Below are 22,541 nucleotides of genomic sequence, written 5' to 3'. Positions count from 1 at the left end.
CCTCTTTAAACGTTAGGCTATCACTGAGAAAGAATAGTTGTTGTCTAAAGAACCGCCTGAATTGGCGGTTTTTTGTTAATTTGACTGAATGTTAAACAGCAACTATTTAGTTATGAAATACTCCTCGGATTTGCTATTCAGCTACAACGATAACTTGCTACGGCTAAAGTATGATACATATACATCCTAAACTAGGTATATGGGATAGTAATTATGGCGTTTTATGGCGATACTGACGCGCAAGAAACCCAAGAATGGCAAGAAGCGTTTGACTCTGTGTTAGAACACATGGGTACAGAACGTGCTGCCTTTTTATTAGAAAAATTGTATCAGCGCGCGATTGCAAAGCATGTTCCCATTCAGCGCTTAAATACACCTTACTTAAACACAATTTCTGTAGAAGAACAGCCAGCTATGCCGGGTGATGCCGACATGGAACGCCGTATTCGTGCCCTCATTCGTTGGAATGCGTTGGCGATGGTACTCCGTGCTAACAAAACTGGCGACGACCTCGGTGGTCACTTGGCAAGTTTTGCGTCATCAGCAACCTTATATGATGTTGGTTTTAACCACTTCTTCCGTGCCAACAGTGATCACTTTGGCGGTGATATGATCTATTACCAAGGTCACTGTGCTCCGGGTATCTATGCACGTTCATTCTTGGAAGGTCGTTTAACCGAAGATCATTTAAATAACTTCCGTCGTGAAGTAGATGGTGTTGGTTTACCTTCGTACCCGCATCCATACTTGATGCCGGATTATTGGCAGTTCCCAACTGTGTCGATGGGTTTGGGTCCTATCATGTCGATTTACCAAGCGCACATTCAAAAATATTTGATGAATCGTAGCTTGATCAAAGAAGAAAATCGTAAGGTATGGGCCTACCTTGGCGATGGCGAAATGGATGAGCCAGAGAGCACTGGTGCAATTGCATTAGCTGGTCGTGAAAAGTTAGATAACTTAATTTGGGTGGTCAACTGTAACTTACAACGTCTTGATGGTCCGGTACGTGGTAACGGCAAAATCATTCAAGAACTTGAATCATTGTTCCGTGGTGCCGGCTGGCGTGTGATTAAAGTGGTTTGGGGTCGTCATTGGGATCCACTCCTTGCCAAAGACGAATCAGGTGCTTTAAAAGCAGTGATGGAAGAAACCGTTGATGGTGAATTCCAACGTTTACAAGTCAAAGGCGGTGCTTACGCGCGTGCTAAATTCTTTGGTAAATACCCAGAAGCTGAAGAACTGGTTAAAGGCTTAAGCGATGAAGACATCGACAACTTAAACCGCGGTGGTCACGACCCGTATAAAGTCTATGCAGCTTATGCAGAAGCGATGAAGTCAACTGGTCAACCTACAGTGATTCTAGCGAAAACTGTAAAAGGTTACGGTTTATCTGATGAGATTGAAGCGGTTAACAAAACCCATCAAATCAAAAAAATGCAGCTTGAATCGCTTAAATATGTACGTAACCGCTTTAACTTGCCATTTACCGATGAGCAATTAGAAGAAGTACCGTTCTATCGTCCAAGCGAAAATTCACCTGAAATTAAATACATGAAGGCGCGTCGTGAAGCATTAGGTGGTTACTTACCTGCACGTCGTAAAGAAAGCGAACAGCTTGCCATTCCTGAATTATCAGCGTTTGATGCAGTCCTTGCCGGTTCTAATGGTAAGCAGCAATCAACCACCATGGTCATGGTGCGTTTAATCTCTGCTTTATTAAAAGAAAAAGCCATTAAAGATCGTGTTGTTCCAATTGTGCCAGATGAAGCACGTACTTTTGGTTTAGAAGGTATGTTCCGTCAGTTGGGTATTTATGCTGCTCACGGTCAAAAATATACCCCAGAAGACCAAGAACAATTGATGCATTACCGTGAAGCTAAAGACGGTCACATGCTACAAGAAGGGATTAACGAAGCCGGTGCAATGAGCGCGTGGGCTGCGTTGGCAACTAGTTATTCAACTAACAATTTGCCAATGATTCCAATGTACATGTACTACTCTATGTTTGGTTTCCAACGTATTGGTGACATTGCGTGGGCAGCAGGTGATGCACAAGCACAAGGCTTCTTGTTGGGTGCTACAGCAGGTCGTACAACCTTAAACGGTGAAGGCTTACAGCACCAAGATGGTCACTCACATATCTTAGCCAATACTATTCCAAACTGTATCTCGTATGATCCATGTTTCGGTTACGAATTGGCTGTGATTGTACATGACGGTTTAAAACGCATGTATGTGAACCAAGAGCGTGTGTTCTACTACTTAACGGTAATGAACGAAAACTACGAGCATCCTGCAATGCCACAAGGCGTTGAAGAGGGTATTAAACGTGGTATGTACTTACTTGAAGAAGATGAAAAAGCCACTGTTCAGCTCATGGGTTCAGGTGTAATCCTACGTGAAGTGATCAAAGCGGCTCAAATTTTACGTGACGAATACCAAATTCATTCAAACGTATTTAGCGTAACCAGCTTCAATGAGCTTGCGCGTGATGGTATGGCGTGTGAAGAATACAACCGTCTACATCCAATGGCTGAAGAAACCAAAGAAGCTTGGGTATCTCAGCAATTACGTGGCACCAAAGGTATTGTGGTATCTGCAACAGACCATATGCGTGCCTATAGCGAACAAATCCGTGCGTACCTTCCAGACAACCGCCCATTCGTAGCGCTTGGTACTGATGGTTACGGTCGTTCAGATACACGCGCTAAGTTACGTAGCTACTTTGGTGTAGATGCAGCGCACATCGTGGTGGCAACGTTGAAAAAATTGGCTGATGAAGGCGAAGTAGACGCGCGTTTAGTCAAAGATGCGATCTCTAGCTTTGAATTAGATACAGACCGTCCAGTAGCATGGCTTCCTCAAGCGACTCCATCAGTACATGCTGTTGCTGACTACAAAGAGGAGAACTAAGCATGCAAATTACGACTCCTGATATTGGTGTAGATAAAGCCACAGTCGCTGAAATTTTGGTGAAAGTGGGCGATAGCATTGCTGTTGATGACAGCATTGTCTTGCTTGAATCTGACAAAGCATCTGTTGAAGTGCCTAGCACGGTCGCAGGTGTAGTAAAAAGCATTTTAGTCAATCTTGGTGACGAAGTCGCTGAAGGTGCAGTTTTGGTAGAACTTGAAGCACAAGGTCAGGCCGAGCCTGCATCTGCTGCTGAAGCGCCAAAAGCTGAAGCACCTAAAGCAGAAGTGCAAGCAGCAGCACCGGTTGCAGCGCAAGCTGAGCCTGTAGCGGCAGCAGCATCACAAGTGGTTGATGTGCAAGTGCCAGACATTGGTGTTGAAAAAGCACTTGTGGGTGAAATCTTGGTTGCTGTAGGCGATGAAATTGACGTTGATCAAAGCATCGTAGTGGTTGAATCGGATAAAGCCACTGTAGAAGTGCCAAGCACCATTTCAGGCACTGTAACTGCTATCGAAATTTCAGTCGGTGACAGCGTAAAAGAAGGTGTGGTGATCTTAAAAGTGAAAACTGCAGGTTCTGCGGCAGCGCCAGCTGCGTCAGTACAAGCGGAAGTTGCACAAGCGGCTCCTGAAGCAGCAACAGCAGAAGTGGCAGCACCCGTTGCTGCTGTCGCAGCAGGTAAAGTTGACATCGCTGTACCTGATTTAGGTGTGGACAAAGCAGCTGTGGCTGAGATTTTAGTTGCAGTAGGTGACAAGGTTGAAAAAGACCAAAGCATCATTGTAGTTGAATCAGACAAAGCAACAGTTGAAGTACCAAGCTCAGCAAGCGGTGTGATTACGGCCATTCATGTAACTTTAGGTCAAAACGTTTCTGAAGGCATTGCTTTAGTCACGATTGAAGCTGAAGGCCAAGCCCCAGTGGCTGCTGCACCTGAGCCTGCACAAGTGCCAGCAAAAGCTGAGGCAGCAAAAGCAGCTACTGCACCTCTACAAGCAGCACCTTCGGCAGATAAGCTGACCAAAGGACAAAATGCAGCCAATGCAAAAGTGTATGCAGGCCCTGCAGTACGTAAGTTGGCGCGTGAATTAGGCGTAATTTTGGCAGAAGTGAAAGCATCTGGCCCACATGCACGTTTAATGAAAGAAGACCTGTTTGCTTATGTGAAAACACGTCTGACTGCGCCAGCACCTGCTGCTGCTCCAGTGGCGGCTACGGTTGCTGCAGGTTTACCAAAACTGCCAAGCTTTGATGCCTTTGGTGGTGTGGAAGAAAAAGCATTGACGCGTTTACAACAAGTGTCAATTCCGCAGTTGTCTTTAAACAACTACATTCCACAAGTCACCCAGTTTGACTTAGCTGACATCACTGAGCTTGAAGCATGGCGTAATGATCTTAAAGGCAACTTTAAGAAAGAGGGCGTGAGCTTAACCATTATGGCCTTTATCATCAAAGCAGTTGCGCATCTTCTTAAAGAAGAGCGTGAGTTTGCCGGTCACTTGGCTGATGATGGTAAATCGGTATTGTTGCGTAACGAAATCCATATGGGCATTGCGGTGGCAACGCCAGATGGTTTAACTGTGCCTGTATTACGTAACCCAGACCAAAAATCAATTAAGCAAATTGCGGTTGAATTGGGTGAGCTAGGTCAAAAAGCACGTGATAAGAAGCTTTCTCCGAAAGATCTTCAAGGTGCAAACTTCACAATTTCAAGCCTTGGTGCCATTGGTGGTACAGCATTTACCCCACTGGTAAACTGGCCACAAGTGGCAATTTTAGGTATTTCACCTGCAACGATGCAGCCGGTTTGGAATGGTCAAGGTTTTGATCCGAAGCTTATGCTGCCGCTTTCATTGTCATATGATCACCGTGTGATTAATGGTGCCGATGCAGCACGCTTCACCAATAAGTTAACTAAATTGCTGAAAGACATCCGTACTTTATTAATCTAATCAGATTGGTTTAAGTAAAAAAAAACCCTGCTTCGGCAGGGTTTTTTGATTTAGGTTTGTAAATTAAATTTGAGTTGACTATAATCAAGCCACTTCATTGGGGAGTAGCCGCTTTTTACGCAAAGTAAAAAGGTGATGGTCAACATATTTGCTCTAAACCGAGCATGGTCATCATAGCAAAGAACCAAATAAGCTTATGTAAGCTTTCTTTTGTTGGCAAGACCTTTGATTTATCACTCTGCAGATTTTGGCTAGCAGGAGGGATAGGTCATTGGTATGTATGCTAGCCAGAGAAACACATCATGTATGAGTTCCTACTCTCAACTGCCATTGTCGCGCTTGCCGAAATGGGCGATAAAACCCAACTTTTAGCGCTGCTACTTGCTGCACGTTATCAAAAACCCGTTCCTATTTTAATTGCTATTTTATTGGCCACCATTATTAATCATGGTTTATCTGCGGCTTTAGGTCAGTGGGTCACCACTGTGATGAGTCCTGAAGTGTTACTGTGGATTCTGGCATTGGGCTTTATTGGTATGGCCCTTTGGATGCTTGTACCAGATGAGCTGGACGATGAAAGCGAGAGTATTAATAAGTGGCAGCGTTATGGGGTATTTGGGGCAACTTTTATTTTATTTTTCTTAGCCGAAATTGGCGATAAAACTCAAATTGCCACCGTTGCCTTGGCTGCACGTTTTGATAGTTTGGTTTGGGTCATGTTAGGCACAACTTTAGGCATGATGTTGGCCAATGCACCAGCGGTATTTATTGGTAATAAACTTGCTGACAAGTTGCCAATTTCATTAATTCATAAAGTCAGTGCCGTGATCTTTTTAAGCATTGGTATGTGGACCTTGTTGCAGCATTACTTTTTTTAAATGAAAGCGCATAACCTGTGCATTATTTTGTATCAGGTTATGCACATCTACTGGATTTACTGCAAAATTACACCTTTGTCGTGATTGTAACTTGCAAGAAAAGCATATATTTTGTGTGGAATTAATATAAACAACACACAACGTCCTGCAAGGGGATTTACATGGCACTTGAACGTACCACTTCACAAGTCTTATTTGATAATGGCACCCATAAATGTATTAGCTTTACAAGCCTTGTGCAGGGTGAGGGTATTCAAGCCAATCAATTCCTGATTATTGACCATGGACGTGCTGCTGTGCTTGATCCGGGTGGTGATTTAACCTATGTGCCACTGACTATGGAGCTCAGCCGCTATACCAAGCTGAAGAACCTTGATTACGTGATGGCATCGCATCAAGACCCCGATATTATTACCTCTATGCCACGTTGGTTGGTGTATACCGATGCCAAGATTGTAGCTTCTAAACTATGGGCACGCTTTCTACCGCATTTAAACTCAGCTTTTATGACCGACCGTATGAAAGGTAATTGGCTGGATCGTTTGATTGAACTGCCTGATCCGGGACAAGTGATTCCTTTGGGTGAATCTTCAATTGTGGCTGTGCCGGCGCATTTTCTACATTCGGTCGGTAATTTTCAGTTTTATGATCCACTGGCAAAAATCTTATTTTCAGGCGATATGGGCGCATCCATTGTCGAAGATGGTAAAGCCATTGTAGAAGACTTTGATATGCACATTGCCAAAATGAAAGGTTTTCATCAGCGTTATATGTGCTGTAATAAAGTGATTCGCTTGTGGGTCAACATGGTGCGTACCATGGATGTAGAAATGATTGTGCCACAACATGGTTTGCCTTTTGTCGGCAAAGCCAAAGTCAATCAATTTTTAGATTGGGTGGAAACACTTGAATGTGGTACCGACTTGATGGATGAAAGCGTATTTAGCTATCCACACTAAGACCAATAGATCACAAAAAAATATTGCCTGCAAAAAACAGTTTTTTTAAAATTTTCGGTCCAAGAAGTTGCAGACGAAAAGAGCTAAAAAATGTTATCGCAATCGGTAAGCGAAGATTCATGTTTAAGTTGTGGTGCGTGTTGTGCGCACTTTCGTGTTTCTTTTTATTGGGCAGAGGGTTTAAATCTGCCTGAGCATTACACAGAACCGGTAACCGCGGTGTATAGCTGTATGGCAGGTACCAATCAATCCCAGCCACGCTGTATTGCATTACAAGGTGAAATTGGGGTAGAGGTCAGTTGTGGCGTATATAGCGCACGCAGCTCAAGCTGCCAAGAAGTGCAAGCCGGCGATGCACAGTGTAACAAAGCCCGTGCAGCGTATAACATGATCCCATTGGTGAATATCGAGGCGCGCCCTGCCACCAATGATGAAGATTTCGATCAGGTGTGTTAAATCTAAGGGCAAAGTTTACTTTGCCCTTGGCTAAATGAAATAAAGACTTAAAAAGATCATCAAAAATAAGGCCTTGTTTTAACTAAACTTATAAGCTATTCAGCAAGATAGAATATTTTTTAGCATCTTTATCTAAATTTAAATGAATAAAAGCCAAAATTTTGTTTATAATAGCGCACGGAAATTACCAGTGAGACTGTTATGTTGACCATCGTTCAAGACGCGTTAACCTTCGATGATGTCCTATTACTCCCTGCCTACTCTACTGTCCTCCCAAAAGATGTCTCGCTAAAGACACGTTTAACTCGCGGCATTGAATTAAATATCCCACTTGTTTCAGCAGCTATGGATACTGTGACTGAATCTCGTATGGCGATTGCAATGGCGCAAAACGGCGGTATCGGTATTTTGCATAAAAACATGGATATTGCTGCACAAGCTGCAGAAGTACGCCGTGTGAAAAAATTTGAAGCGGGTATGGTCAAAGACCCGATTACTGTAACGCCTGAAACAACTGTTCGTGAGTTAATGGCCTTAACTCAAGCCAACAATATCAGCGGTGTACCTGTTGTTAAAGATGGTAAAGTTGTCGGGATCGTAACAGGTCGTGATACACGTTTTGAAACCAATTTAGAGCAGCCTGTAAGCAACATCATGACCGGTCAAGACCGTCTTGTGACTGTGCGTGAAGGCGAATCTAAAGAAAACATCCAAGCTCTATTACAACAACATCGCATTGAAAAAGTGATTGTGGTGGGTGCCAATAACGAACTTAAAGGTTTAATTACAGTGACGGATTTCCGCAAAGCGGAATTGTATCCAAACAGCTGTAAAGATAACTTAGGTCGTTTACGTGTGGGTGCTGCGGTGGGTACAGGCGTAGAAACACCAAGCCGTGTGGAAGCATTGGTTGAAGCAGGTGTGGACGCAATTGTTGTTGATACTGCACATGGTCATTCAGCAGGTGTAATTGAGCGTGTGCGTTGGGTTAAAGCCAACTATCCACAAGTTCAAGTGATTGGCGGTAACATTGCAACAGGTGATGCTGCGCTTGCTTTACTTGATGCTGGTGCAGATGCCGTTAAAGTCGGTATTGGTCCTGGTTCGATTTGTACCACGCGTATTGTTGCTGGTATTGGTATGCCACAAATCTCTGCGATTGACTCAGTTGCTAATGCATTGAAAGAACAAATTCCATTGATCGCAGATGGTGGTATTCGTTTCTCTGGCGATATGGCCAAAGCCATTGGCGCAGGTGCAAGCACCATCATGGTCGGTTCGCTTATGGCGGGTACTGAAGAAGCACCGGGCGAAGTTGAATTCTTCCAAGGTCGTTACTACAAAGCCTACCGTGGTATGGGTTCATTAGGTGCGATGGCAGGTTCTACAGGTTCTGCCGACCGTTACTTCCAAGATGCCAAAGCAGGTGCTGAGAAGTTAGTTCCTGAAGGTATTGAAGGTCGTGTACCTTACAAAGGCCCAATGGGCAATATCGTACATCAAATGATGGGCGGTTTACGTTCATCTATGGGTTATACTGGTTCTGCAACGATTAATGATCTTCGTCAAAATGCGAAATTCGTAAAAATCACCGCAGCAGGTATGTCTGAATCACATGTACATGATGTGACCATTACCAAAGAAGCACCAAATTATCGCGTAGGTTAATCTATTAACCTAGAGATTGAAAAAGCCGTCATAAAATGACGGCTTTTTTACATTTTGGTGATAAAGTATTTGCCATTAAAAACCAAGTGCTGCCCAATATGCAGCAATAAAAATATAGCGAGCAGAATATGAGTTATTTTGGAACAGATGGTATTCGTGGTAAGTTTGGTGTTTTACCCATTACCCCTGAATTTGCTTTAAAATTAGGTTTTGCCGCGGGTAAAGTATTAAAACGTAACAGTAAAAAGAAAAAACCTATTGTGGTGATGGGTAAAGATACACGTTTATCTGGTTATATTTTAGAAGCTGCTCTACAAGCAGGTCTAAACGCTGCTGGGGTCTATGTACACTTATTGGGTCCATTGCCAACGCCTGCGATTGCTCATTTAACCCGTGCTTTACATGCAAGTTTAGGTATTGTGATTTCGGCCTCGCATAACCCGTATTTTGATAATGGTATTAAATTTTTCTCGGCTGAAGGTAAAAAATTACCTGATAGTTTACAAGAAGAAATTAATCAAGAACTTGAAAAAGACTTGGTCATTGAAGATACCGCTAACTTAGGTAAAAGCGTACGTGTAAAAGATGCCAATGGTCGTTACATTGAATTTTGTAAATCAACCTTCCCGTACCATCTAGACTTAAATGATCTTAAAATTGTGGTGGATTGTGCCAATGGTTCAGCTTATAACGTCGGTCCTGCGGTATTCCGTGAACTCGGTGCTAAAGTCGTTGCGATCTTTAATGAGCCTGACGGTTTAAACATTAACGAAAATTGTGGTTCAACCCATCCTGAAAACCTAAAAGCTGCTGTACTTGAACATCAAGCGGATTTAGGTATTGCTTTTGATGGTGATGCAGATCGTGTGATTATGATTGACCAACATGGTCAAGAAATCACAGGCGATCATATCCTTTATATCTTAGCGACTAAAGCTAAGCAAAAACCTGCAGGTATTGTGGGTACACTCATGAGCAATATGGCTTTAGAGTTGGCTTTAGAGCAAGCAAATGTGCCATTTGTGCGTGCTAAAGTCGGTGACCGTTATGTATTGCAAGGTTTAGAGCAACACGCTTGGGTAACTGGTGGTGAGCCATCAGGTCATATCCTTACTTTAGATAAGAGCACCACCGGCGATGCGATTATTGCAGCACTACAAGTGTTAACTGTGATGGTGGAGCGTCAGCAAAGCTTAGCTGAATTAGTGGCTGACTTTAAATTATTGCCAAATGTATTGGTCAATGTACGTTTAGATGCCATGTTTGACCCTTACGGCGTGCCTGCTTTAGTGACTGAATTTGATAAAGCCGAGCAACAGCTTAAAGGTCGTGGTCGTTTATTAATTCGTAAATCAGGTACAGAACCTGTGATTCGCGTGATGGTTGAAGGTGATGACTTAGCCGAAGTCACTGCTTTAGCCAATCATTTAGCCGATGCTGTACGTGCCAATGCTGTTTAAGGAAATCTCATGACTGATGTAATTAAAGATTTAAGTGAATTGCGTTTAAGCTATCAAAAAGGTGAGTTGCATGAAGATCAGATTCAAACTGATCCGCATCAACAGTTTTTGCAATGGTTTAACCAAGCCTTATCGGCACAGTTGCATGAACCGTATGCCATGTCGATTGCCACAGCTGATGGTCAGGGGCGTCCACATGTACGCACTGTACTGTTACGTGGGGCCACGGAGCTAGGTTATGACTTTTATACCAATTATGATAGTCAAAAAGGCTTAGATTTAGCGGCCAATCCTTATGCAGAGATTTTATTTTATTGGCCTGAGCTTGAACGTCAGGTGCGTATCTCAGGTAGTGTAGAAAAAATTTCTGAGCAAGAATCAACTGATTACTATCATAAGCGCCCGCGCGATAGCCAAATTGCAGCGCATATTAGTACCCCACAAAGTGGGGTGATTGCCAGTCGCGAAGATTTGCAACAACGCTTTGATGACTTGCAAGCTCAGGTCGCTACACAAGCAGAATTGCCGAAACCTGAATTTTGGGGTGGCTATCGTTTAGTGCCTGAGCACTATGAGTTTTGGCAAGGCCGACCAAATCGCTTACATGATCGCCTAATTTATGAAAGAATTGCAGGCAACTGGAAGCTACAACGTCTGATGCCTTAAATGACCAAGATCCTTGTTCAACAACGCCCATTTCTCACACGCCCTGAAAATTTTCAGGGCGTGTCGCCTTTGGTGGCAAAAATTTTAGCGCGCCGCGGTGTGCAATCCACTCAAGAATTAGAACTTAAACTTAAACATTTACTCGCACCTACCATGTTGGGTTTACCACAAGCGATTGCTTTAATGGATCAAGCCATTGATCAAAATAAAAAAATCGTGATTGTGGGTGATTACGATGCTGATGGAGCAACCAGTACCACATTAATGCTGCTTGCTTTACGTGAAATGGGTGCTGATGTTGAATATTTAGTCCCAGATCGTTTTAAATATGGTTATGGCTTAACACCTGCCATTGCTGATTTAGCCTTTGCCAAATTTACGCCTGATCTATTAATTACGGTAGATAACGGTATCTCAAGCCATGAAGGTGTGCAACAGGCGCAAGATCACGGTATGCAAGTGATTATCACCGATCACCACCTGACTACTAAACCCACACCGCAAGCAGAAGCTGTGGTTAATCCCAATCAATTGGGTTGTACTTTTCCGAGTAAAGCCTTAGCAGGGGTCGGTGTAGCTTTTTATGTGTTGGCTAATTTATCCAGTCAGCGTAAACAACAAGGCAAAAGCCATGTGGCGATGGTGCAATATTTGGATTTGGTCGCTTTAGGCACATATGCAGATGTAGCAAGTTTAGATTATAACAACCGTATTTTTATTGATGCCGGTTTACAGCGCATTCGTCAGCAGCAATGTCGTCCGGGTATTTTGGCCTTACTTGATTTGGCTAAACGTGATGCGGCGCATTTGTCAGCATCTGATTTAGGCTTTGTGCTTGGTCCAAGAATTAATGCTGCTGGGCGCATGGAAACCATGGACATCGGCATTGAGTGTTTGTTGGCGCCAAGTTTAAAAGAAGCCTATCCGTTGGCCGAGCAACTGACGCAATTAAATGTAGAACGACGTCAGGTAGAAGGCAAAATCAAACAAGATGCACTTGCCGCCCTTGAACAAATTGAGCTTGATCAAGCGCATTTACCACATGCTTTAGTCTTGTTTGAACCCCATTGGCATCAAGGTGTAATTGGCATTGTAGCAGGGCGTTTAAAAGAGCAGTTTCATCGTCCAAGTATTGTCTTTGCTTGTGATGAAGATGGGGTGCATATTAAAGGTTCAGCACGTTCGATTGAAGGCATTCATATTCGTGATGTGATTGAACTGCTTGCTGAGCAATATCCGCATTTAGTCACGCATTTTGGTGGACATGCAGCAGCCGCAGGTTTGACCATTAAAGAACAACATTTTGCTGAGTTTAAGACACGTTTTGAAGCTTTAATTGCCACCTATGAAGCAGAGCTATTTCAAGCGACTCTTTGGACAGATGGTGAATTAAGTACACAAGAGTTAAATTTAACGACAGTCGATTTACTAAAAAATTTAAGTCCATGGGGGCAAAAATTCCCAAGCCCTGTATTTGAAGGGACCTTTAAAATTGTTGATTTTCGTTGGCTTAAAGAGGTGCATTTAAAATTGCATCTTGCATTAGCAGATGGGAAAACTGGGCCAATAGTAGAAGCGATTGCATTTAACGCAGCAAGCAAATATGAATTTAACCCGATGCAAGATTATGTACATTTAGTGTATGAGCTTGATCGGAATGAATTTAATGGGCAGGTGAGTTTACAGCTGAAAGTGATTCACTTAAGCCAATAAAAAAACCGCGCCATAGCGCGGTTTTTTGATTTTAGATTTTATCCAAGACTTAGAAACGATACTTCGCAGCTAAGCCAAACTTGTTGTAGTCAACTGTATTGACTTCACCAAAACCTACACGACCTTCTACACTTAATTGAGGATTAAAGAACTTACGAGCTTTAATACCCAATTCACTGCTTTCTTGTAGGTCATTATCGATATAGTCAGCACCTACGCTAAATGTTTTGTCGATGTAGTAATCACCAGCAACACGGTATTCATCTAGATCACCAAATGCAGCACCAGCTTCTAAATTAATATCTTTACCGTTACTTAATGTGGTTACATATTTAGCACGTAAGGTTGGATCTGTACCATCTGTAAAGTCATTGTCATAGCCTTTAAGACCTGCAGCGACCAACAAACCTGGAGCAAAGAAGTAACCGACTTCAGCACCAAATGTTGTGGTATCTACATCTGCATAACCACGCTCTTCTACGTCTGTACGACCAAGGTTAGCACTTACATAAAAATCAGAATTTGGTACAAAGTATTCGCCCGCAACGCCGTATTTGGTTTCTTCAGCAGCGCCTACGTCATCAAATTGAACATGTGCACTTACATTACTTGCACGGTCTAGGTAAGCAGCTTCAGCAAGTGGTGCATTACGTGTTTGAACTTGCTTGAAATAATACGTACCGTTTAAGCCATAAGACTCACCTGAACTGCCGCGATCTGGGTCAACATAACCTAAAGAACCGCCAACTTCAGCTTGGTAAGCGTGTGCTGCTGTGCCTGTGAATGCAATAGCGGAAAGAAGTGCAGATGCGATTGCTAATTTTTTCATGGATGTCCACCCCTCTGAAACTGATTAAAATAATAAATTTCTTGTTACAAGTTTTAGTCTAGAGCATATTCAAATATCGTCAATCTCTGCAAAGTTACCGTTTTGTGAATTTGGTAATGTTATGTAAAGTTGTTTTTATTAACTATTGATTTTTATTGATTTATTTTATTCTTAGCTTTAGATCAGATCTGTATATTTTATTCAAAATTGTAAAAAATCAAGTGAATTATGCATATTTGTATCCAATTAAGAATAAATCATGAAGAGGATAGCAGTTAAAATCATAGCTCAAGTAGTAAATTTTGCCTATGTTGCCGATTTAAAAATCTAAAATGCGGCTGTGCTATAATATTGGACTATTTAACGCTTACATTTGTTTGAGAGACGAACGTGGAAATTAATCCTTATCTAGTACAGCTAAAAGACTTAAACGACCGTGGTCAAACACTACGGGGGTATCTTTGACTACGATCTAAAGAAAGAGCGTTTAGAAGAGGTTCTGCGCGAGTTAGAAGATCCTGCAATTTGGAATGACCAAAGTCGTGCCCAAGCCATGGCCAAAGAAAAAGGCGAGCTTGAAAACGTACTCAATGTGCTGGATGGTTTAACCACCCAACTTGAAGATGCTCAAGCGATGCTTGATCTTGCTGTTGAAGCAGATGAAGAAGAGATGTTGGCTGATGTGCAAGCAGAACTCAGCGCTGCTGAAGAAGAATTAGCGAAGCTTGAATTCCGTCGTATGTTTAGTAATCCGATGGACCCAAACCCATGTTATGTGGAAATTCAAGCCGGTTCTGGTGGTACAGAGGCACAAGATTGGGCCTCTATGCTGCTACGTATGTATTTACGTTGGATCGAGCGTCATGGTTTTAAAGCCGAAGTGATGGAAGAATCAGACGGTGATGTGGCTGGTATTAAGTCAGCGACCATTCGTGTAGAAGGTGAGTATGCCTATGGTTGGCTGCGTACTGAATCTGGTGTACATCGTCTAGTACGTAAATCGCCATTTGATTCAGGTAACCGTCGTCATACTTCATTCTCTGCAGTGTTTGTATCGCCTGAAGTCGATGACAATATCGAAATTGATATTAATCCAGCCGATGTACGTACGGATACTTATCGTGCCTCAGGGGCAGGTGGTCAGCACATTAACAAAACTGACTCTGCGGTACGTTTAACCCACGCGCCAACCGGTATTGTCGTGGCATGTCAGAACCAGCGTTCACAACACGCCAACCGTGACCATGCTTGGAAGCAATTACGTGCCAAACTCTATGAGTTAGAAATGAGCAAACGTAATGAAGCAGCGCAAGCCTTAGAAGACTCGAAGTCTGATATTGGTTGGGGCAGTCAAATTCGTTCATACGTTTTAGATGACTCACGTATTAAAGACTTACGTACTGGTGTAGAAAATTCCAACACAGGTGCAGTTTTAGATGGCGACTTAGATAAGTTTATTGAAGCCAGCTTAAAACAAGGTTTATAAGTTTTTCCAAGGGTCTAATGCAGCGTTTTGGTTATTTATCGTAAAAAATAGATATTAATATCTAAAAAATACGATATATTAATATAACGCTGAATTAGGCCTTTGTGTAATTTGAAGAGGGTCTATGTCTATGGATGTTGATTTAATCTTTAAAGCCTTAGCGAATCCCACGCGACGGCAGATTTTAATGTGGCTCAAAGACCCAGCAGCGTATTTACCGGCTGAAGAATGTGGTAATTTTGAACGTGGTGTGTGTGCAGGGCAAATTGAACGCCTTGGCAATGTATCACAATCGACCATGTCCAATCATTTGTCGGTTTTACAGCAAGCGGGTTTAATCCAAGCGCAAAAGCATGGGCAATGGTCCTATTTTTCTCGCAATGAAGCCTTAATTCAGCACTATATTGATCATTTACAACACTCACTTTAAGTTGAGTGATGAGGTAATTATGGCTGAATTGAATACTCCTTTAACGCTTGGCGAATTAAAACTTAAAAATCGTGTGGTCATGGCACCACTAACCCGTAGTCGTGCGACCAAAGACCGTGTACCTACAGCAATGATGGCTGAGTATTATGCCCAACGTGCCAGTGCTGGTTTAATTATTGCTGAAGCAACGGTCATTTCAGAACAAGCCAATGGCTATTTAAATACCCCGGGGCTATTTAACCAAGCCCAAGTTGAGGGTTGGAAATTGGTCACCGATGCTGTACATGCAAAAGGCAGCTTAATTGTGTCGCAACTTTGGCATGTGGGGCGTGTATCGCATCCTGATTTGTTAGATGGTGCAACCCCAGTTTCAGCCAGTAATGTACAACAAGCAGGTTATGTGAGCTTATTGCGTCCAAAACGTGAATATGTCGTTCCTCGTGCACTGGAAATTGCTGAAATTCATGCCATTAAGGAACAATATAAACAAGCTGCCATTTATGCCAAAGAAGCAGGTTTTGATGGTGTAGAGCTACATGCTGCTAACGGTTATTTAATTGATCAATTCTTACAAAGCACAACGAACTTACGTGATGACCAATATGGTGGTTCAGTTGAAAATCGTGCCCGTTTCTTACTTGAAGTGGTGGATGCTTTAATTGAAGTTTGGGGTGCAGGGCGTGTCGGTGTGCATTTAGCACCGCGTGGTGATGAACACGATATGGGGGATGCGACTCCACGTGAAACATTTGGCTATGTGATGGAAGAATTGGGTAAACGTAATATTGCCTTTTTCTTTACCCGTGAATATTTGGCTGAAGATAGTATTTCTGAGTATATGAAACAGCGCTCTAATGGGGTGCCTTATATTGCCAATATGCGTTTAAGCCGTGCCGATGCAATTGATTTATTAGCCTCAGGCAAAGCCGATGCAGTATCGTTTGGTAAAGCCTATATTGCTAACCCTGATTTATATGAGCGTTTATTAATTGACGCGCCACTCAATGAATTAAAGCTCGAAAATATGATTGGAACCGATGTCGCAGAAGGCTATATCGATTATCCAAGCCTAAAATAAAATCAGTATGATTCAATTGAAACGTCAAGTTAAACCTTGGCGTTTTTTTGTTTCTATTCAAGTATTGAGTATTGTATGCTGCGCTATTCAATTCATCTAAATGCAATTTTTTCTAGTTAAAAAAGCAGATTCTTGATGATAAATGTTAACTGAAATATCAATTTAGATTTTAAAAATTAATTTAATGAGGGGCAGCATGGCTGAATTATCGACACCAATTACGCTTGGCGACTTAACGCTTAGAAATCGTGTGATTATGGCACCATTAACGCGTACGCGCGTAGCAGATGACTTAATTCCGACTCAAATGATGGCGGATTATTACGCCCAACGCGCTAGTGCAGGCTTAATTATCTCTGAAGCGATTATTGTTTCTCAGCAAGCGATCGGCTATGCCAATACCCCAGCCATGTTTAGCCAAGCGCAAATTGCAGGTTGGAAGCGTGTCACAGATGCTGTACATGCCAAAGGTGGCTTAATCATGGCGCAGCTTTGGCATGTAGGGCATATTTCTCATCCATATTTTCAAAATGGACAAAAGCCTGTTTCGGCGAGTGATGTAAAACCTGCAGGTCAACTGAGTTTGTTACGTCCAAAACAAGATTACGTGGCACCACGTCCTCTAAGCTTAGATGAAATTCAAACCACAATTGCTGACTTTAAAAAAATGGCGATGAACGCCAAAGCAGCAGGTTTTGATGGCGTAGAGTTACATGCAGCCAATGGTTATTTGGTCGATCAGTTTTTGCAAAGCAGCACCAATTTACGTGATGACCAATACGGTGGTTCGGTAGAAAATCGTGTGCGTTTTTTACTTGAAATTGTCGATGCTTTAATTGAAGTATGGGGTGCAGGGCGAGTAGGCGTGCATCTTGCGCCACGTTGTGATGAAAATGACATGGGCGATGCGAATCCACGTGAAACCTTTGGTTACGCCATGCAAGAATTGGGTAAACGTAAGATTGCTTTTTTCTTTACCCGTGAATATTTAGCGGAAGACAGTATTTCAAGTTATATGAAAGAGCGTTCAGGTGGAGTGCCTTACATCGCCAATATGGGTTTAACTCGTCAAGATGCGATTGAGTTATTGGCTTCAGGTAAAGCAGATGCGGTTGCCTTTGGTAAAGCCTATATTGCCAATCCTGACTTATATGAACGTTTAGTGCAAGACGCACCACTCAATGAAGTACAACTTGATAAAATGATTGGCACAGATACGCCAGAGGGGTATATCGATTATCCAACTTTAGAAATGGTTGAAGCTTAACAAAAAAACTCAAAGCGTCGAGTGCTGACTCGGCGCTTTTATGTCATTGCCATTTGGCTGTTTCTATTCATACAAGCACTTCTCTGCTATATTCTGCGCTTTCATGGCTTGTGATTTGAGGCGATTTCTTGGCTACTCCGTTTTGGTATAACGCAGCATTAAAACTTATTCAGCCAATTTATCGTGCACGTATTCAAAAACGTGCTACTTCACCACAAGCGTTGCAACAAGAATGCCTTGAGCGTTTTGGGCCTTTTCAAACGCCTAAAAATTTAAAAGCACTGTGGTTTCATGTGGTTTCGGTTGGCGAAACCAACGCAGCACAGCCGATCATCGAGCATTATTTAAAGCAAGGTCATGCAGTTTTAGTCACCAATACCACCAAAACCGGTCAAGCTAGAGCCAAAGCCTTATTTTTAAAACCTGAATATGAGCATCTGTTTCAGGCAGTGTATTTGCCTGCCGATCAACGTGATTTAGTGCGTAACTTTTACCAAAAATATCAACCTAAAATCTTAGCGTTAATGGAAACAGAATTGTGGCCAAATTTAATTGATGTGGCACAAGAATTTAATGTGCCGTGTATTGTATTAAATGCACGCTTATCAGAAAAATCAGCACGCGGCTATGCCAAAGTCAAAGGTTTAACCCGAGGAATGTTACAGTGTTTGGATGCTTTATTGGCGCAAGATCAAGCCACGCAGCAACGTTTTATTAAACTCGGCATGCCTGTTGAAAAAACCCAAGTTTTAGGTAGCGTAAAATTTGACATTGGTGCGCCACAACACTTTATACAACAAGCACAAAAGCTTAAAAAAGAGTGGCAATTAACGCAGCGTAAAATTATTACGCTTGCCAGTACCCATGCCCCTGAAGAAGTGAAACTGCTTGAGCAGCTTAAACCTGCTTTAATGGCTGATCTCAATTTAGTTTGTATTGTGGTACCACGTCATCCTGAGCGTTTTGATGAAGTTTTTGCAGCCTGTCAGGCCTTAAATTTAAATACCCAACGCCGTAGTTTAGGGCAAAGTATTCAGCCCGATACACAAGTCTATTTGGCCGATTCGATGGGTGAGATGTGGCTATGGTACGCTTTAACTCAAGCCTGCTATGTAGGGGGCTCACTTAATCAGCCCGGTGGTGGCCATAATATTTTGGAGCCTATTGCACTGGGTGTGGCAACGGTATTAGGGCAACAGTATTTTAATTTCCAAAGTATCGTTGATGAGTTTGTGGCGGTAGATGGGGTAAAAGTTGTGCGCGATTTTAAACATGCTTGCACAATATTGCTCAGCTTGATTGATAATTTAGAGCAGCGCCAACAGCTTAATTTAAATGCCCAACAGGTGATGCAACGTAACCAAGGTGCATTGGCACGGCATATCCAATTCCTCGACACTTATCTTTAACAGGCGCTTATGAATATTGTCTTACTTGACCCTCGCCAAACTCAAAATGAAGTGTGGAGCATCACATCCAAACGTCAGCTTGAGCATCTACATACGCATATCAATCTACAAGTTGGTGATACGCTCAAAGTTGGCATTGCCGAAGGCGCGCGTTATTTAACCAAAGTGTTGCAAGTTGGTCCAAGTGTTGTTCAGATTCAGCCGATCCAACAAGAAAATGTACCCCAAAAATTACCTGTTACCTTAATTGTGGCGCTGCCACGCCCTAAAGTTTTACGACGTTTAATTATGGATGCGGTGACCTTAGGCGTTGAGAAAATTATCTTAATTCATAGTTATCGGGTGGATAAAAGCTATTGGCAAACCCCATTTTTGCAGCAAGTGAATCATTATATTGAACTTGGACTTGAGCAAGCAGGTGATACCATTGCTCCAAAAGTTGAGCTGTATAAACGCTTTAAACCATTTGTCGAGGATGTGCTACCAATGTTAATCACTGAAGCTAAACCAGCTTTTGTTGCACATCCTTATATAGAGCAAGCCATGCCACATGCGATCAATCAGCCGTGTACTATTGTGATTGGGCCAGAAGGCGGTTTTATTCCTTATGAGATTGATTTACTCATAAAAAACGGCTGCCAAGCAGCAAACTTAGGCAACCGTATTATTCGCACCGAAACAGTGATTCCTTATTTGATTGGGCGCTTATTTAGCACTTGAATCTACAACAGGGTCGCCACGATAGACTTTCACTTCTTGTACAGGGTAAGGAATTGAAATGCCATGTTCAGCAAAGGCTTTAATCACGCGTTGTTGGACATCACTAATTGAACCTGACATGGTGGTTTCTGAGGTATTGACCCACCATGTGACATTTAAATTGACCGAAAAATCCGCCAGTGCATTCACATTAACGCTAAAGCCCGGTTGGCTTAAAATAGTTTGGTCTTTATCTAAAATGCTCATAATGATGTCTTTGGCTTTTTGTACATCATCTTCATAACCAATACCCACCACAAACTGACAACGACGACGCGGATAGGCTGTATTGACTGTGACTGGACTGGTGTAAACCGTAGCATTTGGAATGACAATACGACGTCCATCGGGAGAGCGTAAAAATGTTGCGCGAATTTGAATGTCTTCGACCGTACCTTCCATACCTGAAACAATAATGTCGTCGCCAATTTTAAACGGCTCGCCCAATAAAATTAAAATTCCTGAAAGCAAGTTTTGGAAAATATCTTTAAAAGCAAAACCAATGGCAACCGAACCAATCCCGAGGGCACTCATCAGTTGACCCGGTGTAAAGCCCGGAATGGCAATCACCATGGCAATTAAAAAACCAAAAAAGATGATTGCAGAACTACCAACCCGATTGAGCACCAAAACTAAATTTTGTTTGGTATAAGAGCGTTCTGATAATGCCTTACGTACAAATAATTTAAATACTTTCGAGAGTAAATAAAAAATAGTAAACACCACAATTGCAATGCAAATGTAGGGCAGGCGTTGCCAAAATAAATCAATAAAATGATCAATGGTGGAATACGCCTCAATAGAGGTTTTAGCATATAAACTCACCGCCTCAGCAGTTTTATTGCTGGCCTCTTGAATTAAATTAGCCGCACCTTCGGACAAATCTTTTGAGGCATTCTCTTGTTCAGCCACAGGTTTTCCAATTGATAAAATTTTGTTTTATTGTGCCTGAAAATTGCTAAAAAATTAACTTGAGTTACTCTTTTTACTCAAAATACCTGCTGAACAAGAGTTATAAATAGATCAAAATTTTATGCTTGATTTATTTGATCTTGTTAGCCTAACAGCTGGCTTTTGATCGCGATTTATAGATTCAGTTTACATAAATAAGCACACTAAAGTGCAAAGATTGAGCTATGCTCAAGCTGATAAAAGAAGGTATTGGTGGCTTAAGTTAAAAGGATCAGAGTAAATAATAAAACTAATGAAACAAAGCATTTAAGCTCAGCTTACATGAGCGCATTTTATTTTTTACCATAAGTACATCAAGCATTTAGCTAAGGCATAAGCCACAGTTCTGCTAATCTAAAAATATTGGAAGCATTAAGTATTACTATGAATATTACACATCAAAATAGCCTCGATCCGCTGAGCATTGCTGAATCTCTTGCCGAACAATTTGCACAAACTGCCGCACAGCGTGACAAACAAGGCGGTAACCCTAAAAAAGAGCGCGATTTAATTCGTCAAAGTGGCTTACTGAGTTTATCCATCCCCAAAGAATTTGGTGGACAAGGTGCCGATTGGGCAACGATTTTTGCCACTATTCAAAGCATTGCCCGTGCCGATAGCTCGTTGGCGCATGTCTATGCTTTTCATCATTTACTGATAGCCACAGTCAAATTGTTTGCGCAACCACAACAATACGCGCCTTGGTTTGAAAAAACAGTTCAAGAAAATCTGTTTTGGGGCAACACTTTAAATCCACTTGATCGACGTGTCACAGCTACAAAAATCAATGAAAATGAATATATCTTTCATGGTGATAAAAGCTTTTGCTCAGGCTCAATAGACTCAGATATGTTGCTATGTTCTGCTTATAATCCTGAAGGTAAATTACTGATAGCTGTGATTCCAACGCAACGCGAGGGTGTGAGTTTCTTAGGCGATTGGAACAATATGGGACAACGCCAAACCGATAGTGGCACCAGTCATTTTGAACAAGTCAAAATTCATCAACATGAATTGCTACTTAATCCTGGACCTTTAAGTACACCATATTCAAGTGTACGTCCTTTGATTGCGCAATTGATTTTTGTGCATATGTTTTTAGGTGTAGCAGAAGGCGCATTTAACACCGCCAAACATGCCGTACAGGGGCAAAAAGCGTGGTCCAAGTCACTGACTGAACAGGCAGTCGATGATCCTTATATTCAGCGGCATTTTGCTGAATTTTATGTGCAACTGGAAAGTGTTCGTTTATTAGCAGCCAAAGCGGTAGCAAGCTTACAAAGTGCATGGAATGAAGGTCAAAATTTAAGCCCTGAACAGCGTGGAGAGGCAGCAGTTGCGATTGCCACAGCGAAGATCGCCGCCACCAATAGCAGTTTAGCCATTACTCAAAATATATTCCAAGTGATGGGCGCGCGCGCCACCACTGCTCAATTGAATTTAGATCGTTTTTGGCGCAATGTGCGTACCCAAACTTTGCATGACCCTGTAGATTATAAGTATCAAGAAATTGGTGAATGGGTAGTGAGCAATAAATTCCCCAAACCGAGCTTCTATTCTTAAATATCTAAGTCCGCAGTTGCGGGCTTTTTTTAACTGGCGCGTGCCAAAATTCCAGCTTCACCCACAAAATAATTATCACTATGTGCCAGTTTTAATTG

18 protein-coding genes and 1 riboswitch are annotated in these 22,541 nt (G+C 42.2%); of the genes, 16 read left to right on the top strand and 2 right to left on the bottom strand.

Going from position 1 to position 22,541, the window contains the following annotated elements; all coding sequences use genetic code 11:
- Positions 1-213: 213 nt before the first annotated feature.
- The 9 genes from aceE to recJ all read left to right on the top strand — a co-directional run bounded on the left by aceE (position 214) and on the right by recJ (position 12,671).
- Positions 214-2,916 carry a pyruvate dehydrogenase (acetyl-transferring), homodimeric type gene (gene aceE / locus Q0Z55_RS05640; protein WP_297425401.1) on the top strand — a complete coding sequence of 901 codons (2,703 nt, stop codon included), beginning with the start codon at positions 214-216 and terminating at the stop codon, positions 2,914-2,916.
- A 2-nt stretch (positions 2,917-2,918) separates the two neighbouring features.
- Positions 2,919-4,871, top strand: coding sequence for a 2-oxo acid dehydrogenase subunit E2 (locus Q0Z55_RS05635; protein ID WP_297425398.1), 1,953 nt, complete (start codon positions 2,919-2,921; stop codon positions 4,869-4,871).
- Between the two features lie 85 nt (positions 4,872-4,956).
- A riboswitch (yybP-ykoY riboswitch) is annotated at positions 4,957-5,101 on the top strand.
- Positions 5,102-5,173: 72 nt separating this feature from the next.
- A complete protein-coding gene (locus tag Q0Z55_RS05630) occupies positions 5,174-5,749 on the top strand; it encodes a TMEM165/GDT1 family protein (protein WP_297425395.1) in 576 nt (191 codons plus the stop codon).
- Between the two features lie 161 nt (positions 5,750-5,910).
- Positions 5,911-6,708 carry an MBL fold metallo-hydrolase gene (locus Q0Z55_RS05625; RefSeq protein WP_297425393.1) on the top strand — a complete coding sequence of 266 codons (798 nt, stop codon included), beginning with the start codon at positions 5,911-5,913 and terminating at the stop codon, positions 6,706-6,708.
- 90 nt (positions 6,709-6,798) lie between these two features.
- Positions 6,799-7,164 (top strand): YkgJ family cysteine cluster protein, encoded by a 366-nt coding sequence (locus Q0Z55_RS05620; protein ID WP_297425391.1) that lies wholly within the window; start codon positions 6,799-6,801, stop codon positions 7,162-7,164.
- A gap of 201 nt (positions 7,165-7,365) precedes the next feature.
- Positions 7,366-8,832 carry an IMP dehydrogenase gene (gene guaB / locus Q0Z55_RS05615; RefSeq protein ID WP_297425388.1) on the top strand — a complete coding sequence of 489 codons (1,467 nt, stop codon included), beginning with the start codon at positions 7,366-7,368 and terminating at the stop codon, positions 8,830-8,832.
- Positions 8,833-8,960: 128 nt separating this feature from the next.
- Positions 8,961-10,292 (top strand): phosphoglucosamine mutase, encoded by a 1,332-nt coding sequence (gene glmM / locus Q0Z55_RS05610; RefSeq protein ID WP_297425385.1) that lies wholly within the window; start codon positions 8,961-8,963, stop codon positions 10,290-10,292.
- A gap of 9 nt (positions 10,293-10,301) precedes the next feature.
- Positions 10,302-10,958, top strand: coding sequence for a pyridoxamine 5'-phosphate oxidase (gene pdxH, locus Q0Z55_RS05605; RefSeq protein WP_297425382.1), 657 nt, complete (start codon positions 10,302-10,304; stop codon positions 10,956-10,958).
- Positions 10,959-12,671 carry a single-stranded-DNA-specific exonuclease RecJ gene (gene recJ, locus Q0Z55_RS05600; RefSeq protein ID WP_297425379.1) on the top strand — a complete coding sequence of 571 codons (1,713 nt, stop codon included), beginning with the start codon at positions 10,959-10,961 and terminating at the stop codon, positions 12,669-12,671. It begins immediately after the preceding gene.
- 49 nt (positions 12,672-12,720) lie between these two features.
- Here recJ and Q0Z55_RS05595 read toward each other — a convergent pair whose 3' ends face one another.
- Positions 12,721-13,500, bottom strand: a complete 780-nt coding sequence (locus tag Q0Z55_RS05595) for a putative porin (protein WP_297425376.1) — start codon at positions 13,498-13,500, stop codon at positions 12,721-12,723.
- Between the two features lie 390 nt (positions 13,501-13,890).
- On the opposite strand from Q0Z55_RS05595, the gene prfB reads away from it, so the two are divergent.
- From prfB to Q0Z55_RS05565, 6 genes are all read left to right on the top strand, one after another.
- Positions 13,891-14,986, top strand: a protein-coding gene (prfB, locus tag Q0Z55_RS05590; RefSeq protein ID WP_297425373.1) for a peptide chain release factor 2 whose coding sequence is annotated in 2 segments (ribosomal slippage) — positions 13,891-13,962 and positions 13,964-14,986 — 1,095 coding nt in all. Because the reading frame shifts where the segments join, the coding sequence is not laid out codon by codon here.
- 130 nt (positions 14,987-15,116) lie between these two features.
- On the top strand, positions 15,117-15,416 hold the full coding sequence (locus Q0Z55_RS05585) for a helix-turn-helix domain-containing protein (protein WP_297425477.1): 300 nt from the start codon (positions 15,117-15,119) through the stop codon (positions 15,414-15,416).
- 19 nt (positions 15,417-15,435) lie between these two features.
- Positions 15,436-16,494 (top strand): alkene reductase, encoded by a 1,059-nt coding sequence (locus Q0Z55_RS05580; RefSeq protein WP_297425370.1) that lies wholly within the window; start codon positions 15,436-15,438, stop codon positions 16,492-16,494.
- A gap of 196 nt (positions 16,495-16,690) precedes the next feature.
- Positions 16,691-17,761: an alkene reductase gene (locus Q0Z55_RS05575; protein ID WP_297425367.1), complete on the top strand. Its 1,071-nt coding sequence runs from the start codon at positions 16,691-16,693 to the stop codon at positions 17,759-17,761.
- A 128-nt stretch (positions 17,762-17,889) separates the two neighbouring features.
- Positions 17,890-19,170: a 3-deoxy-D-manno-octulosonic acid transferase gene (locus Q0Z55_RS05570; RefSeq protein ID WP_297425365.1), complete on the top strand. Its 1,281-nt coding sequence runs from the start codon at positions 17,890-17,892 to the stop codon at positions 19,168-19,170.
- Positions 19,171-19,179: 9 nt separating this feature from the next.
- Complete coding sequence (locus Q0Z55_RS05565; RefSeq protein WP_297425362.1) at positions 19,180-19,890, top strand: 16S rRNA (uracil(1498)-N(3))-methyltransferase; 711 nt, start codon at positions 19,180-19,182, stop codon at positions 19,888-19,890.
- On the opposite strand, the gene Q0Z55_RS05560 is transcribed toward Q0Z55_RS05565, so the two are convergent.
- Positions 19,876-20,841: a mechanosensitive ion channel family protein gene (locus Q0Z55_RS05560; protein ID WP_297425359.1), complete on the bottom strand. Its 966-nt coding sequence runs from the start codon at positions 20,839-20,841 to the stop codon at positions 19,876-19,878. The genes Q0Z55_RS05565 and Q0Z55_RS05560 overlap by 15 nt on opposite strands.
- Positions 20,842-21,264: 423 nt before the next feature.
- Between Q0Z55_RS05560 and Q0Z55_RS05555 the strand changes: the two genes are divergently transcribed.
- Complete coding sequence (locus tag Q0Z55_RS05555) at positions 21,265-22,443, top strand: acyl-CoA dehydrogenase family protein (protein ID WP_297425356.1); 1,179 nt, start codon at positions 21,265-21,267, stop codon at positions 22,441-22,443.
- Positions 22,444-22,541: the final 98 nt, after the last annotated feature.

Origin of the sequence: uncultured Acinetobacter sp. (assembly GCF_947626835.1) — a bacterium.
Taxonomy (GTDB): domain Bacteria; phylum Pseudomonadota; class Gammaproteobacteria; order Pseudomonadales; family Moraxellaceae; genus Acinetobacter.
The sequence above is the reverse complement of the archived record's forward strand: the minus strand, read 5'-3'. Positions and strand labels throughout refer to the sequence as shown.